Consider the following 14,749-nt stretch of genomic DNA (forward strand, 5'->3'; position numbering starts at 1 on the left):
TGACTTAGCTGTTTCTCTATAAATAAGACAAAAAAAAGATGCTCCCATGATCTTGAACATCTCCCTTTATTTCTTTCAATCCTCCATTTTATGCATCAATGATCAGAGCTTACTTTCTTACCCATTTTTGGAAGCGATGGGCATAATGGTTTTCTTGATCCGTGATACCGATATGTTCTTCTGCTAGTTCAAAATCACTAAAGTCGATCTCTCCAATATACGTATCTCCTTCAAACTCACCATCGATCAGTGTTCGCCAAATAATCCCAGTCTGGGGCAATAGTTCTTGAAAGATCCGACTTCCACCAGAAACATAAATATCTTCTGAAACAGTCTCCGCAAAAGCCAATAATTCATCGATCGAATGCATGACTTCTGCATTTTCTTTGACCTCAAAATCTTCTTGGGTAGTCAACACGATGATGTGGCGATAAGGAAGAGATAGGTCGCCCATGCCTTCATATGTTTTACGCCCCATCACTAATAAACGATCCACCGTATGTTCTCTGAAAAAACGCATATCATTTGGCAAACGCCAAGGCAATAACCCATCTTTACCGATCAACCCATTCTTGTCTTGGGCCCACATGGAAATAAACATTTTGACTCGCTCCTTTCATCTACTACTTGATTATACTAAAAATAAAAAAGCTTGGGTACAGACCCAAACTTTTTTAGACATATTATTTTGTTTCGCGGTGCAAAGTAACTTTACGTTCGCGTGGGCAATATTTTTGCTTTTCCAAACGATCAGGATTGTTACGTTTGTTTTTGTTAGTTAGGTAGTTACGTTCTTTACAAGAAGTACACTCTAAAGTAATGTTTACGCGCATGATTTTCCCTCCCATTTATACTAGAATCCTCTAAGATGACTCTCAGACTTGATTATCTTACCATGATTTTTATCAGATTGCTAGCCTTTTTCACGATTTTGTTAAGTAGTTCTACTTGACGAGCAAAAAATAAGCATAGCAAAAATTGAAACAGATGATTTTTCTTTTTACCAAGTTGAGATTACACTTGTTATAGTAGTAAAATCAATTATTCTTTTAGGAGGAGTTAACTATGCCTTGGAATATGAAAGATTTTCCACCAGCCATGAAGAACTTGGAAGAATTGACCAAAAAGAAAGCAATCGATATCGGCAATGCGCTTTTAGATGAAGGCTATCCTGATGATCGTGCAATCCCGATTGCGATCAGTCAAGCGAAAGAATGGGTTGAAAGTGCAGATGAGAAAGAGAAGAAAGCTTTCTCAAAAGAGAAAAATCCACAAAAAAATGACAAGCATGATAGCAATCCGCGAGCAGCCAAATTATTAGACGCCACAGTCGAAGTCAAATTCGAAGAAGATCATTGGATCGTTCGCTCTAAAGGCGCTGAAAAAGCAAGCAATCACTTCGATCATAAAGAAGACGCCATTGAAAAAGGAAAAGAAGTAGCTCGTAATAAAGAAACATCCTTGATGATCTATAAAAAAGATGGCACATTTGAGCGAGAAGTCCATTACTGATTGTATACTATCGTACCTTTGAATAAAAAATCAACCTAGTCCGATTTACGGCAAAAAACGAAGAGTCTGCCCATTATGGATCGGCACTCTTCGTTTTTGCGTTCAATAGAAACATAGTTGGATCGTCTAAACTGTTACATATTGGATCGGTTCAGCTTGAGGAATCGTTTCATCCACAAAATAAACTTTGTACCACGTCAAGAAACTGAAAATCGTCCAAATCTTACGCTGTTCTTCACTTCTACCTTCATGATGGTCATCAAGTAATTTGATGATCTTCGCTTGATCAAAGAACTCTTTCGCAAAATCAGCTTCAAATAATTCTTTTACTTGGTGATAGCCATGTTCTTCTTTCAGCCAAGCTTTGATCGGTACAGGGAAACCAAGTTTTACACGATTTGACCATTCTTCAGGCAGATGCTTGTTCGCAGCTTGTCTAAAGACATCTTTTGTATTGTTTTGATTCAATAAATACTTACTTGGGATTTGTTGCGCTAATTTCATTACTTCGATATCAAGAAGTGGTACCCGCACTTCCAGTGAACTTGCCATTGAAAGTTTATCGGCTTTTAACAAAATATCTTTTGGCATCCATTGGTGTAAATCAACATATTGCATCTTGTTGATCTCGTCTTGGATTCCTTCCGTTTTCGCATAATGTTCTGCCATGATTTCTTTGACTGTTGGGGCTTGTTGAAATTCTGGCGTCAACAAGTTGGCCGCTTCGTTTTCTTCAAAGATCCGTGCATGTCCGATAAAATATTCTTTGGCAGGCGCTAAAGATTCATATAGATGAATCCTACCATGGAAATTACGCATCTTACCGATTTTTCTACCTAAGTTATAGCGAGTGCCTTTCGGTAATTTTTTCAATCCTTGAGCAATCACTCGGATAAATTTTGAATTTGTGTGGAAGCCATATGATTGATAGCCAGCAAATAATTCATCTGCCCCTTCACCAGATTGGACCACTCGTACACTTTGTGCCGCAAGATTCGCTAAGAAATATAACGGTACACAAGATGGATTAGAATCTGGTTCATCTAAATGGTATTGGATCAAAGGGAAAGCCTTAAACGACATGTCTCCATCAATGACAGCTGCGGTGTTATCCAAGTCAAGCATTTCTGTTAATTTACGTGCCTCGATTGCTTCATTATAGGTTTTATCATCAAAGCCTATTGAGAATGAATGGTCTGGTTTCAAAACAGAAGTCACATAACTTGAATCGACCCCACTTGATAAGAACGAGCCAACTTCCACATCACTGATCGTGTGTGCTTCGATCGATGCTTTCACAGTTTCATCAATTTGATCGATCCATTCTTGACGGCTTTGTGTGCCTTTTTCTTCAAAGTTCGCATCCCAATACTGTTGGATATCCATGTGGCCATCTTTGTAAGTGAAATAATGACCTTCTGGTAAACGATAGACGCCTTTAAAGAATGTTTCCCCATTTAAAGGAGAATATTGGAACGTCATATATGGTTTCAATGCTTCCCGATTCAATTCTTTATTGAAGTCTGGATGTGGTAAAAAACTCTTGATTTCAGAACCAAACATCAAAGTTCCGTTCATTTCAGCATAGTAATACGGTTTGATCCCAAAATGATCTCTTGCACCGAATAATTCTTTTTTCTCATTATCCCAAATCGCAAAAGCAAACATCCCACGTACTTTTTGCAATAACTCAGTTCCCCATTCTTCATAGCCATGTAATAAAACTTCTGTATCAGCATGGGTTTTAAAAATATGACCTGCATCGATCAATTCTTTTCTAAGTGGTTGATAGTTGTAGATTTCTCCATTAAAAATAATGATTTTTGTTTGGTCTTCATTGTAAATGGGCTGTGTGCCCCCTTCTAAGTCAATAATACTTAGACGTCTAAAACCCAAAGCCACATCACGATCAATGTATTCACCTGAACTATTCGGTCCGCGGTGAATGATGCGATCCATCATGTCATTTATGATTGCTTTTTTATTATCTTTGTCATTAACAAATCCTACGATTCCGCACATTTATTTCACATCCTACTAAAATTACTATTCCATTATTATGTCCACATGAATCTTATCACAGGAAGGCATCCAGAATGAATGATTTTCACTCTTACAATTTCGTCACATGAAAACAAATAAAATGAAAAATCTCTATCTTTAAAAAAAGTAGACTCAACAATTAATTTAACATGTTTTATCCTAGGAAGCTACTGGATTCTCCTATAGTTTACAAATATTTCATGTTATTCATAAATAGGGAGATTTTTGTAGACGTATATCTTCAAAATAACAAGCGATTTCATTTTTTATTTCAATCTAAAATCTTCTTTACTTGCGCTTTGATAGGATACCTTTTATCCATCACTGTCTTTTACGTCGGCATGTAAGAAAATCATCATGCGAGAAAAAAAGTCAGTTATTCTGTTTGGTAGAAACGAGAACTACTCGGCACAATATTAAAAAAACTTTTTATTTGCCTCTTATTACATTTGAAAATAACTAAGTATCTCTTTGTACTACCTGCTTCACTATACAGAGTAGGTAAATTTCAATAAATAAAATTCAATATACAATAACTGTAACCTGCTATCAAATCACTTGACGAAAAAACGAATTTCGGAGATGCTCAATTTAAGAACATATTTTATTTTAAAGTTAGGAAGGATGAACATGAAAATCGGAAAAGTACTATTAGGGATATTGTTAGGGGTAACAACTATTATTGGGGCATTTATATTAGGTATCATGCTATTCCCGTTATTTGCACCAGAAATCCAAAACACGACAATTCAAGAAGCCACAAATACTTCACAGGCAAAAAGTACCGAACGTTCATTAACCACAACAGAAACAACAAGCCCAAATGATCAACAGCTGGTAAATCAAACACCTACACAAGGACAAACCCCAGATCCAATTTTGGAAAAGGCATTAAATACACCTGCTACACCATTGAGCGCCTTTAGCTCAGATCCTTATGATTGGGATTTAAATCAAGCGAATATCACGAACGGCACCGCTCAGTCTATCGGCTGGATTCAAGCAGAAGACGCAACTGGAAGAATAGAGGTAGAATACCACTGCTTCGCTTGCGACACGAATTGGAGCCGTAGAAATTACGCCTATGAATGGAATGGCCAAACGACGACAACTAAAATAACTCCTTTTACAATCGTTGGAACACCTTGCGAACATCAAAAATCCTTAAAAAATCATGGCTATATTAGTTGATTTCAGATAAATAGAAAATCTATCTAAAAAAGAGAACAGATTACTTGAATACAAGAAAACAAGCGCACAAACCAAAAAAGACTACACCGTCGTTTAGATTTTTGCGCTTATCTTCTTGTAAATAAAATTTTTTATTGCTCAGGATAGGAAGCTAATGATTGCCCCATTACGAGGAACAAAGAGCAAGAACTTGAGATTCAATCATAAAAAAATCAAAATTAGCAATCGCTACTTTTATAAGAATTTTTTTTACATCCTTTTTATTGCAAGAGTATTTTAAAACAACCTCTTCCATCATAGCGAAAAAATATTCCTCATGTTCACTCAACCTTCCCGTATAATTTAAGTATCAACGAGCAAGACGTTGAAATAAATCAGGATGGTAGATATAGATGGCAATTTATTATTTTAACAAAAAAACAGATGCGCGAGGAAATCACGAAGTCCACGTGATCTCATGTACGCATTGTCCAGAGGATGTACTTTTTATTGGCGTATTTTCTACATGTGAAGAAGCCCTACATAAAGCAAGCACAACCCACACATCCAAAAGTTTCGATGGATGTCGCTACTGTTGCAAAGACTGCCATAACGGTTGACTTTCAAGGGATAGCTAGGCTGTCCCTTGTTGTTTCTTTCTTTTTACAGAGATCTTTCTTTATACATAAAATAGACCGTGTTTGTAAATTTACAAATCACATGAGATGAGTATGTAAAATTATAAAAGGAGTACCAAAAGGGGAGTCAAAGAATAATTTAAGATAAAAATACAACAAAAAAGACACGACCTAAATCGTGTCTAACCGTTGGTATATAAGGAAGGTACGGGATTTGAACCCGTGCACCACATTTCTGCGGCTCGCCGGATTTCGAGTCCGGTGCATTACCACTCTGCCAACCTTCCATGCCTACTATTTTTAATCTTTTTTCTACAAATGTCAAGAGGTATTATGCACTCCAGTTCATCTTATTTGTTTTGTAAACTGGTCATTTAAATACCATAACTGTTATGTTTAAATCCGAAAACACTTTTCAAATTACAGGATTGGAATAAAATAGCTTACGGACATTCGTCTTCTCGCACCACCAAAAAACGAATAAACGGCGTTAACAGTAGAAGTAACCTCTTCGAAAAAATAAGGCGCCATCCACAAAAATTTGAAGAACATTTTTCGTAGATGGCGTCTTATTTCTAGAGGCTAAACACTTCTGTCTCGACCTCATGCTGTTGTAATTAGCGTATTTTTTCTGGATTTTCAATTGCAAGTACAGAATCGACCGTCGTTTTGATGATCGAAATGATTTGCTCTTCAGTCGGATGCATAATACTAGAAGACATCAATGAAGCAATACCAGTGATGGTTACCCAAGTACCAGTATGAAGCGCATCAATATACTCTTCCGATAAATCTTTATAGCGGGCGTCCTCTTTTAATAACTTGCGGAAATAATTATAAGAAAAATCATGCATCTTTTGACCATTTCCATGCTCATCGATATATAAAGCCATATAAAGGCTATGGTTTTTCTTAGCAAAATAAATATAATTCAATCCTAAATCAATGATTTTATCGCCTGTACGCTCTACAGGAAACACTTCTTCTTCTAACTGTTGGAAGATGACATCTAATAGCGTATTTTTTAAATCTTCCATATTTTTGAACTCTAAGTAAATCGGTTGGGTAGATATCCCCATCTTCTTCGCGATATTTCGTGCAGTGAAACCTTTAAATCCTTCTTTAGCAACAACTTCATATGCAGCTTTCAGAATTTGATCCTTCGTATAGACTTTTCTTCTCATAATAAACTCCCCCACTCCATGCTACAGTCTCTGTTCTTTTATTTTAACCGATATTGATCAATTTTTGCAAATAATATACCTAAATTGTTATATTTTAAAGCATATATGTGTTTTTTTATTGATTTTCTCAATTTTCTAAATATTTTTTTGTGTAATTTGTTTCCCCTTACAATTTTTTATTTTGTGTTGAATTTAAGTTGACCTAAAGTTTTCTTTCAAGTTATAGTTAAATAAAAAGGAAAAGAAGGTGTGTAATGAAGAATAAAAGTGACGTTATTTATATTCATCCTAAAAAAAGAATCATTTCTCAAAGGAAAAACTATTTTTACCTTATTTTTACAGGCGTGTTTTTTTTGATTATTGGATTGCTTAGCGATTCTTTATCAAATAACCTCGTGGGATTAATGGTCATCATGACCTCCCCCAGTAATCTTTTGACCGACTATATTGCTTTAGGTGGATTTGGAAGCGCATTTATGAATGTAGGCTTACTTACACTCTCTTCTGTGTTACTCGCCTATCGCCATAAAGTCACGTTGAATGGTGCAATGTTTGCTTCCATATTGACTGTCTCGGGTTTTTCATTCTTTGGGAAAAATCTATACAATTCCATCTCCATTATCCTCGGTGTTTATTTATATGCCTATTTTATGCACAAACCATTTTCTCAATATGTAATGATTGGCTTATTTGGTAGTGCACTCTCCCCTGTTGTCAGCTATATTACATTCGGGATGGGTTTACCAATCCTTCAAGGTGCTTTCCTGGGTAATTTAGCCGGTTTGATCGTTGGCTTTTTATTGCCGATCCTAGCTGTTCAGACTCTGACCTTTCATCGTGGTTTTACACTTTATAATATTGGTTTTACTTCAGGGTTGATTGCTATGTTGGTGACAGGTATCCTTCGACAATTTAGTTATTCGATCGAAGTACATTCGATTCTTTCGACTGATTACCACCATGAATTGACTTGGATCATTTTTTTATTCTTTTTATCAACCGCTGTTTGTGGCTTCTTCTTTAATGCCTTCAAATTGAAAGGATTACGTGAAATCTTTGAGTCTTCTGGAAAACTTACAACAGATTTCATCGGCACATCAGGTATCGGCGCCACCTTGATCAATATGGGCTTTGTTGGCTTGTTATTGATGTCTTACGTCTTGCTGATCGGTGGTGTGCTAAATGGACCTGTGGTGGGAGGAATCATCTCAGTGGCTGGTTTCAGCTCATTTGGAAGTCATGTTAAAAATTGTTTTCCGATTTTGATTGGTATCTACATTGCCTCAATATTAGGGACGATGCATGATATGACCGAAACAACCATGCTCGTAGCTGCGATTTTCGGTACAGGGCTTGCCCCGATCAGTGGATTTTATGGCGGCGTTTATGGAGTGATTGCAGGCTTTTTACATATTACTCTTGTCCATAATCTCAGCACATTACACGGAGGATTGAATCTATATAATAGTGGGTTTTCAACGGGATTTATTGCTGGTATACTAGTGCCTATCCTAGAAAATTTTACGTTTACCGGGAAGGGAAAGAACGCACATGGAAATGGAAAAAGAACTATCAAAGAGGATCATTGATGAATTTCTCACGTATTTTTACGAACACGAGATCAATGAGATTCGTATTGGCTTAGAATATACAGATGAAGGACTGTATATCGAATTTCAAGGAACAACGAAAAATCCGCCAAAAGATTTGAATAGATTGGCCTCACTGTTGAATACACCTAGAGATCCTAGTATGGAGATCTATTACCACGAGTTGCTAGGTACCCCTTCTCATGGCCAAGAATCCTATCGATTACTTGGGAATCTGATCGATGATGTGGAAATCATGTATGATTCGCCAATTTTGAACATCAAGATTTTTCGCCGGATTTAAATGTGAAATAGCCATGATCCTTTTATAGATCATAAAATTAAGTAAATAAGACTCTAGATGGATGTTTTATTTTGTTCCATCCTCTATACTTGGTTTGAACTTACAAAATTGTTTGTTGTTTCTCACTTGAAATAGTGGCGCGCAGTTGCGCTTTTCAGGTAAAATACAATTATCAGATGAAAACCTCGAAGGAGTTGACTAGGGATGAACGTTGCAGTATCACGTAAATTAATGAATATTATATCGATCATCGGTATTGGTTTTTCAATTGCACTCACGATTTATTTTATTAATCTAGGCGTCTTTAAAGATTTGAACGCATTAAGAGGTCTTGTAGGTGATTCAATTATTTTAGGACCGATAATCTTTATCTTGATCCAAATACTGCAAGTCGTTATACCGATCATTCCTGGAGGGATCAGCACCGCAGCAGGTGTCCTGATTTTTGGTCCTTACGCTGGCTTTATCTATAATTATGTTGGTATTTGTATCGGTTCGATCATTATTTTCCTATTAGGTAGAAAATATGGAAAACCATTTATCCTGTCGATGATTAGTGATAAAACATATGACAAATATATTGGTTGGTTAGAAAACCAAAGTCGTTTTGAAAAGCTTTTCGCGCTAGCGATCTTCTTACCAGTAGCACCAGACGATGCCTTGTGTTTAATGGCTGGCTTGACAAATATCTCAGTCAAAAAATACACGTTGATTATTTTGATTGCTAAACCCTTATCGATCTTTTTGTACAGCATGGCATTGATTTATGGTGGTAACTTCCTGACTGGCTTGTTAGGATGATTTCTTAATAGATACACTGTGAGTACTGCAATGAAAGATTCCTGCAGTACTCCTTTTTTATGTTTTTTGCGCTATAATGTTAGGAGTAGGTGATAATAATGATCGTTTATTTAAAACGAAGTTTAGGAAATGCTTGGGACTTCCTGAAAGGAACACAAGCTTATTTTCGTGATGTAGTTCTGATGCATGGGTTTATTTTGTTTATTTGTTTGCCTTTGCTTGGTAGTATGACACGCTTGATTTTACAACGTGGGTCGATCGATTATCTTTCAACGGATAATATCCCCACACTGATTTCGCAACATCCAGGAGTTTTCTTCTCCTTGATCGCTGTCTTATTGTTGATTTTGCTCTTAGTCTATTTTGAGTTTACTTTTTTGCTAATGAGTGTTTATTTCATCAAAAAACAAGAACCAATTTCATTAAAGCAATTATTGCAGTTGACCATCCGACAAATAAAAAAAGTTCGTCCGATGATTTTTTTATTTTTCTTAGCTTACTTTTTTTTGATTTTACCGATCAGTGGATTAAGTTTTAATTCGGACTTACTTTCTAAAATAAAAATTCCTGCATTTATTATGGATTTTATTTTCACTAACCGCTGGATCATCGTAAGTTCTTTTCTACTTGTCTATGTCTTCCTCGGTTATATCGGGATTCGTTTAATCTTTGCATTACCTGAAATGATTTTAAGAGATCGCCCTTTTCGTGAAGCGATCCGTGAGAGTTGGCGTTTGACCAAAGCACGTTTTTTTGCGATTTCAGGTCAATTTTTAGTGATCAGTGGTACGATTTTATTGATTTCAACAATCAGTTACTTGGCGATCTTGTCAGGTCAGATCTTTGTTGAGGAATATTTCTCCGATTACTCATTGATTAGTGCTGTTTTTGCCATGACACTCTTACAAGGCGTTCTTTTGTTCAATATTGTGATGTCTACCGTCGGAATTTTTTACGTCATTGTAGATTTTATGGATGATGAAGGTTTCTTACCAGATATTCCCAGCTGGTTCTCTTCACAAGAAGTGCCCAAAAAACACACAGCTTTAAAAAATACTGCGTTTACTTTATTTGCTGTTTTCTTCGGTGTCGGTGTTTGTATTTACAATATGAATTACCTGACATCTGCTTCTGAAACAAAACCTCTAACGATTTCCCATCGTGGCGTTAGCTTAAGAAACAGCGCACAAAATACGATTGCTGCACTAGAAAAGACGAGCAAAGATTATCATCCAGATTATGTAGAAATGGACATCCAAGAAACCAAAGATGGTCAATTCGTGGTCATGCATGATTTCAATTTAAGAAATTTGACTGGAGTCAATAAAGCACCGCAAGACCTAACTTTAGCAGAACTGGAAAAATTGACTGTGACTGAAAATGGTGCCAAAGAGCCATTGGTTTCATTCGATACGTATTTAAACCGAGCAAATGAACTGAACCAAAAATTATTGATCGAAATCAAAACGACTCGAAAAGACTCGGATGATTTAGTTAAAAATTTTGTTAAAAAATACGAAGAAACTATTTTAACACATGGACATATTTTACAAAGTTTGACTTACCAAACAGTGTCAGATTTAAAAGCGGAAAACCCTAATTTTTACGTTGGCTACATTTTGCCTTTTAATCTAGTTGGCCCTCCAGTAACACCTGCCGACTTCTTGACCATGGAGTACAGTACGATCAATCGTAATTTCATTGATTCTGCTCATCAGGATGGCAAAAAAGTCTATGTATGGACACCCAATGAGTCAGACGATATGAGCCGGATGATGTTTTATGGTGTAGATGGTATCATCACAGATGATATGCAAGCGTTGAATGATACGATCAAAGATTCTGAAGGAGAAATTACTTACTCTGACAAGTTATTAAACTTTGTTCTTGGTGTTGGTTAATATAAAAACGTGTTGCTCACTATCCCACCGGATAAGTAAGCAACACGTTTTTTTTAGTTTATCTTTGCTTTGATTCCTTAATAGCTCGAACGACTGCTAAAACAGCAGGGATAGCAGATATAACTGCTAGAAAAATGCTTAGTTTACCAGAATTTTTTCTTTTTTGCATAGCGATTCGCCCCCTTTCTTTTATTATAATGAAGTTTGCGAAATATCTCAAAGCAAGTGTTTGCTCGACGCTTTCAACTTTCACTATTTTGATGCCTGTTTTGCTATTATTTTAGTCATTTCAACCCAAAATATGACAATTTTGTTTGAACATTATCCCCCACTGTTCGTGAGTCCAAACCAAAAAAGAGATACATTAATCTTAAAGAGGTGAATAAAGATGGTCTACATTCAAACTGGTATATTTATTTTATTAATGATTGGATTATTGATGGGAATCTCAGAGAATTAATTTCAAGTAAACTAGCAACAGCTATCTTATAGCACATTGATTGCCCAAATATTAGAATGGTGCTAAACTTAAGGTGTATTCGGAAGTTTTATGAAAAATTTCATGAATACACAAATACCGATGAAAGGAGAAATATCTATGACATTCACAAAAACAAGCATCAGCTATCGTGTAGCATTTGATAGCTCAACGAATCGCTTCATGGCAATCGATGCAATGAACGAACAACACATCGCTTATGGGATCACCATTGAGCAAGCAGTAAAAGCGCTACACGAATCTAACTAAGGAGTGTTCCCTTTTCATGTCAGCTGATAATTCTATAGAGAATTAAAAGACGTTTTTGGCTAAACGAGCCATAGAAACGTCTTTTTTGTTTGCTCCAAATAAGAAGAATATCCTAGCAGCACTTTTAAGAAAATCCTATCGATCATTTTTTGTACTTCCCCTGCTCCTCTGAGAAATCACGCCATTTTTTCAAACGTACTTTAACAAAATCAGGTACAGGTATTCCTAGGTTCCTTAGATTTTCAATAACGGACAAACCATAGATCGCACAATACGAAAAAACCAAAGCAATACCAATTGCTTCAAAACCTGTAATTTTGAGATAGGGATAAGCAATCAAAACAATAAGTAAAATCAACAAATATTTGATTACATCTTTTACCACAGAACGTTTGAATCGTTTCTTTTTTCCTGTTTTCAGACAGATACCACTAATAAAATCAAGACACAGAATCAATACAAAAATTTGAATGTACACATTACTTACAAGATTTCTAAACTCATTCAATACCACATCATTCTCTACAATCATTTTGCTCACCCTCCACTTTCTGGAATACCTAACCTTTGTTTGATCTTACCTATTCCGACAGACTACTTCAATTTGATTACAATTCAATGTTCATCATCTTTGACACAAAATAACTTTTAAGCTATTATAAAGTCAATAGAAATCATAAGAATACGCTTTATCTTAAGCATGCTCTATTGAAAGAACTTTTAAGTAACTGTATTCTTAACTTTTCGAACAATTGAATCAGTGTATAAGCAAACTATAATAGCTTAAAAGCTAATTGTCAACCATAATGACTTTTATGCTATTTAAATATCAAGAAAGGTGGTTCCTTATGACACTAGTTGCGCGAATCAAACAATTAGCAGAAGAAAAAAAAGTAACCTTTGCTGAAGTCGAACGTGCCGTAGGAATCTCTAATGGCCAGATCCGAAGATGGGATCGTGTTTCACCCAAGTCGGAAAATTTAAAAAAAGTAGCGGATTATTTTGGGGTAACAACTGATTTCTTATTGGGCAGCAACCAAGCGCCAAAATGGGCAAATAAAGATGATTTATTTGAGTTAGACAAAATGCTCAATTCAAATGTCAATATGGCGTATGGTGGAGAAACATTGACAGAACAAGAAAAGCAACGTGTGAAAGATGTATTGACGGGGCTTTTCTGGGAATTTCGAAAACGTGGCAAAGAGAAGTGAGCATATATGGAGATGGATATTATCAAACTAGTAAGCGAACTGAAGCGTACCTATGATACCGCCAATCCTTTTGTGATTGCTGAAAAATTAGGAATAGAAATCAGATATGTTTCTTTTCTCGATAATCCAAAAGGACAGTTTCAAGAACTATTAGGCTCCCCTATTATTTTATTGAACAACTCACTGAAAGAATCAGAAGAACGTTTTTACATTTGTGCCCATGAACTTGGACACGCGTTGTTCCATCGAGAAATATCTAGTTACTATGTATCCTCTAGAAATTCAAGAAGCAAGTCTGAAAGCGAAGCTAACTGCTTTGCTTCGAACTTGATCGTTTCCTTGTACAAAGAAGATACGGAAACCTACCCAAGAGAAGTGGAAGAACTGACAAGACTTTATGGTCTTCCAGAGAGTTGTTATCGGTTTTTGATTTAATGAGTGTACTATTATGTTTATTTAGGACTTAGTGGGGTAAGTCCTCGATAATATAGATTTGGCGACTACTACTACCTGCAGTTAAATGGGAGTAAGAAACTATCAGGAGGGCTATTATGGAATTGGAAAAGTTTCAAGATAATTTAAAACAGTTAGGTAAAAGAGTTATTGAGCTAAAAGATAGTATTGGTACAGAGGAGCCAACCAAAACATCTTTGATCATGCCGTTCTTTGCAACTTTGGGCTATGACTTATTTAACCCCACAGAGTTTGTACCAGAATTTACAGCAGATGTTGGCATAAAAAAGGGAGAAAAAGTTGACTATGCTATTGTCTTAGATGGAAAACCCACTATATTAATCGAAGCAAAGTCAATCAATCAACAGCTAACGAAACATGATTCTCAATTGTTCAGATATTTTGGAACAACAACATCTAAGTTTAGAATATTAACAAATGGCGAAGAATATAAATTTTTTACTGATTTAGACGAGCCTAATAAGATGGATTTGACACCTTTTTTAACTATAAATATCACAAAAATTAAAGATAACCAGATTCCTGAATTAGCAAAATTTCATAAAGATAATTTTGACGTTGATAAAATCACAAGCTCTGCGGCAGAATTAAAGTATCTCAGTTCATTAAAATCTTATCTTACTTCTGAATTAAATGAGCCTTCCGATAACTTCGTTAAGTATCTATTAGGCGAAATTTATGAGGGGATGAAAACAAAACAGACAATAGAAAAATTTAAACCTATCATAAAAAAAGGAATGAATCAATTTATTGCTGAAAAAGTAAATGACAAATTAAGTGCAGCATTGAAAACATCAGTTATTACAGATGAAAATGAAGCTAAATCTCAATCAGACACAACAGATGAAAGTGACAGTGAAGTTATTACTACTCCAGAAGAGCTAGAAGCTTATACCATTTGCAAAGTTGTCTTAAAAGATACCATTCCATTAAACCGACTATTTTATAGAGATAATAGAAGCTATTTTAATATCCTATTAGACGACAATATTAGAAAATGGATTTTACGTGTTCGTTTTAATTCATCTGGTATGAAAATCGAATTGAACGATGATAATAAGACGATTTATGAGCTATCCGAACCAATGGATATCTATAACCTATCCAAAGAAATGATTAACGTGGTAAATAAATTTTTATAACCGCTAAAAAGAAAGCGCTATTATTTATAACA

The 14,749-nt window shown here is 35.6% G+C and carries 15 protein-coding genes and 1 tRNA gene; 10 read left to right on the forward strand and 6 right to left on the reverse strand.

Going from position 1 to position 14,749, the window contains the following annotated elements; all coding sequences use genetic code 11:
• Positions 1–109: 109 nt before the first annotated feature.
• Both IGJ95_RS08770 and rpmG read right to left on the reverse strand, forming a co-directional pair.
• Positions 110–601: a dihydrofolate reductase gene (locus IGJ95_RS08770; protein WP_010735128.1), complete on the reverse strand. Its 492-nt coding sequence runs from the start codon at positions 599–601 to the stop codon at positions 110–112.
• 82 nt (positions 602–683) lie between these two features.
• On the reverse strand, positions 684–848 hold the full coding sequence (gene rpmG / locus IGJ95_RS08775) for a 50S ribosomal protein L33 (RefSeq protein WP_373865805.1): 165 nt from the start codon (positions 846–848) through the stop codon (positions 684–686).
• A gap of 217 nt (positions 849–1,065) precedes the next feature.
• Here rpmG and IGJ95_RS08780 point away from each other — a divergent pair, with 217 nt between their 5' ends.
• Positions 1,066–1,512, forward strand: a complete 447-nt coding sequence (locus IGJ95_RS08780) for a DUF2188 domain-containing protein (RefSeq protein WP_010735127.1) — start codon at positions 1,066–1,068, stop codon at positions 1,510–1,512.
• A gap of 126 nt (positions 1,513–1,638) precedes the next feature.
• Here IGJ95_RS08780 and asnB read toward each other — a convergent pair whose 3' ends face one another.
• Positions 1,639–3,534 (reverse strand): asparagine synthase (glutamine-hydrolyzing), encoded by a 1,896-nt coding sequence (gene asnB / locus IGJ95_RS08785; protein WP_010735126.1) that lies wholly within the window; start codon positions 3,532–3,534, stop codon positions 1,639–1,641.
• A 651-nt stretch (positions 3,535–4,185) separates the two neighbouring features.
• Here asnB and IGJ95_RS08790 point away from each other — a divergent pair.
• Positions 4,186–4,746, forward strand: coding sequence for a hypothetical protein (locus IGJ95_RS08790; protein WP_194179990.1), 561 nt, complete (start codon positions 4,186–4,188; stop codon positions 4,744–4,746).
• A gap of 816 nt (positions 4,747–5,562) precedes the next feature.
• Here IGJ95_RS08790 and IGJ95_RS08795 read toward each other — a convergent pair.
• Both IGJ95_RS08795 and IGJ95_RS08800 read right to left on the reverse strand, forming a co-directional pair.
• Positions 5,563–5,650: transfer RNA gene (locus tag IGJ95_RS08795), tRNA-Ser, on the reverse strand.
• A gap of 330 nt (positions 5,651–5,980) precedes the next feature.
• Positions 5,981–6,547: a TetR/AcrR family transcriptional regulator gene (locus tag IGJ95_RS08800; RefSeq protein WP_023519894.1), complete on the reverse strand. Its 567-nt coding sequence runs from the start codon at positions 6,545–6,547 to the stop codon at positions 5,981–5,983.
• A gap of 254 nt (positions 6,548–6,801) precedes the next feature.
• Between IGJ95_RS08800 and IGJ95_RS08805 the strand changes: the two genes are divergently transcribed.
• The 5 genes from IGJ95_RS08805 (at position 6,802) to IGJ95_RS08825 (ending at position 11,890) form a co-directional block, all read left to right on the forward strand.
• Positions 6,802–8,136 (forward strand): DUF1576 domain-containing protein, encoded by a 1,335-nt coding sequence (locus IGJ95_RS08805; protein ID WP_153829734.1) that lies wholly within the window; start codon positions 6,802–6,804, stop codon positions 8,134–8,136.
• On the forward strand, positions 8,105–8,440 hold the full coding sequence (locus tag IGJ95_RS08810; RefSeq protein WP_194928312.1) for a hypothetical protein: 336 nt from the start codon (positions 8,105–8,107) through the stop codon (positions 8,438–8,440). Before IGJ95_RS08805 ends, IGJ95_RS08810 begins: the two co-directional genes overlap by 32 nt.
• A gap of 204 nt (positions 8,441–8,644) precedes the next feature.
• A complete protein-coding gene (locus IGJ95_RS08815) occupies positions 8,645–9,241 on the forward strand; it encodes a TVP38/TMEM64 family protein (protein WP_010735121.1) in 597 nt (198 codons plus the stop codon).
• A 101-nt stretch (positions 9,242–9,342) separates the two neighbouring features.
• The gene (locus IGJ95_RS08820; RefSeq protein ID WP_324186834.1) at positions 9,343–11,142 is read left to right on the forward strand and encodes a glycerophosphodiester phosphodiesterase; all 1,800 of its coding nucleotides are present in this window, start codon (positions 9,343–9,345) and stop codon (positions 11,140–11,142) included.
• Positions 11,143–11,740: 598 nt separating this feature from the next.
• On the forward strand, positions 11,741–11,890 hold the full coding sequence (locus IGJ95_RS08825; protein WP_010735118.1) for a hypothetical protein: 150 nt from the start codon (positions 11,741–11,743) through the stop codon (positions 11,888–11,890).
• A gap of 142 nt (positions 11,891–12,032) precedes the next feature.
• Here the strand turns inward: IGJ95_RS08825 and IGJ95_RS08830 are convergent, their stop codons facing one another.
• Positions 12,033–12,422 (reverse strand): phage holin family protein, encoded by a 390-nt coding sequence (locus IGJ95_RS08830; protein WP_438761736.1) that lies wholly within the window; start codon positions 12,420–12,422, stop codon positions 12,033–12,035.
• A 316-nt stretch (positions 12,423–12,738) separates the two neighbouring features.
• Here IGJ95_RS08830 and IGJ95_RS08835 point away from each other — a divergent pair, with 316 nt between their 5' ends.
• The 3 genes from IGJ95_RS08835 to IGJ95_RS08845 all read left to right on the forward strand — a co-directional run bounded on the left by IGJ95_RS08835 (position 12,739) and on the right by IGJ95_RS08845 (position 14,717).
• Positions 12,739–13,101 carry a helix-turn-helix domain-containing protein gene (locus IGJ95_RS08835; protein ID WP_010735116.1) on the forward strand — a complete coding sequence of 121 codons (363 nt, stop codon included), beginning with the start codon at positions 12,739–12,741 and terminating at the stop codon, positions 13,099–13,101.
• Positions 13,102–13,107: 6 nt separating this feature from the next.
• On the forward strand, positions 13,108–13,536 hold the full coding sequence (locus IGJ95_RS08840) for an ImmA/IrrE family metallo-endopeptidase (protein ID WP_019722947.1): 429 nt from the start codon (positions 13,108–13,110) through the stop codon (positions 13,534–13,536).
• 116 nt (positions 13,537–13,652) lie between these two features.
• A complete protein-coding gene (locus IGJ95_RS08845; protein ID WP_438761738.1) occupies positions 13,653–14,717 on the forward strand; it encodes a type I restriction endonuclease in 1,065 nt (354 codons plus the stop codon).
• The last annotated feature ends 32 nt before the right edge of the window (positions 14,718–14,749 follow it).

Source organism: Enterococcus sp. AZ156 (assembly GCF_051714165.1).
Taxonomy (GTDB): domain Bacteria; phylum Bacillota; class Bacilli; order Lactobacillales; family Enterococcaceae; genus Enterococcus_B; species Enterococcus_B pernyi.

What these genes read in the sequence shown, in the direction of transcription:
- IGJ95_RS08770 (WP_010735128.1), bottom strand. Translation starts at nt 601, where the DNA reads ATGTTTATTTCCATGTGGGCCCAAGACAAGAATGGGTTGATCGGTAAA.
- rpmG (WP_373865805.1), bottom strand. Translation starts at nt 848, where the DNA reads ATGGGAGGGAAAATCATGCGCGTAAACATTACTTTAGAGTGTACTTCT.
- IGJ95_RS08780 (WP_010735127.1), top strand. Translation starts at nt 1,066, where the DNA reads ATGCCTTGGAATATGAAAGATTTTCCACCAGCCATGAAGAACTTGGAA.
- asnB (WP_010735126.1), bottom strand. Translation starts at nt 3,534, where the DNA reads ATGTGCGGAATCGTAGGATTTGTTAATGACAAAGATAATAAAAAAGCA.
- IGJ95_RS08790 (WP_194179990.1), top strand. Translation starts at nt 4,186, where the DNA reads ATGAAAATCGGAAAAGTACTATTAGGGATATTGTTAGGGGTAACAACT.
- IGJ95_RS08800 (WP_023519894.1), bottom strand. Translation starts at nt 6,547, where the DNA reads ATGAGAAGAAAAGTCTATACGAAGGATCAAATTCTGAAAGCTGCATAT.
- IGJ95_RS08805 (WP_153829734.1), top strand. Translation starts at nt 6,802, where the DNA reads ATGAAGAATAAAAGTGACGTTATTTATATTCATCCTAAAAAAAGAATC.
- IGJ95_RS08810 (WP_194928312.1), top strand. Translation starts at nt 8,105, where the DNA reads ATGGAAAAAGAACTATCAAAGAGGATCATTGATGAATTTCTCACGTAT.
- IGJ95_RS08815 (WP_010735121.1), top strand. Translation starts at nt 8,645, where the DNA reads ATGAACGTTGCAGTATCACGTAAATTAATGAATATTATATCGATCATC.
- IGJ95_RS08825 (WP_010735118.1), top strand. Translation starts at nt 11,741, where the DNA reads ATGACATTCACAAAAACAAGCATCAGCTATCGTGTAGCATTTGATAGC.
- IGJ95_RS08830 (WP_438761736.1), bottom strand. Translation starts at nt 12,422, where the DNA reads ATGATTGTAGAGAATGATGTGGTATTGAATGAGTTTAGAAATCTTGTA.
- IGJ95_RS08835 (WP_010735116.1), top strand. Translation starts at nt 12,739, where the DNA reads ATGACACTAGTTGCGCGAATCAAACAATTAGCAGAAGAAAAAAAAGTA.
- IGJ95_RS08840 (WP_019722947.1), top strand. Translation starts at nt 13,108, where the DNA reads ATGGAGATGGATATTATCAAACTAGTAAGCGAACTGAAGCGTACCTAT.
- IGJ95_RS08845 (WP_438761738.1), top strand. Translation starts at nt 13,653, where the DNA reads ATGGAATTGGAAAAGTTTCAAGATAATTTAAAACAGTTAGGTAAAAGA.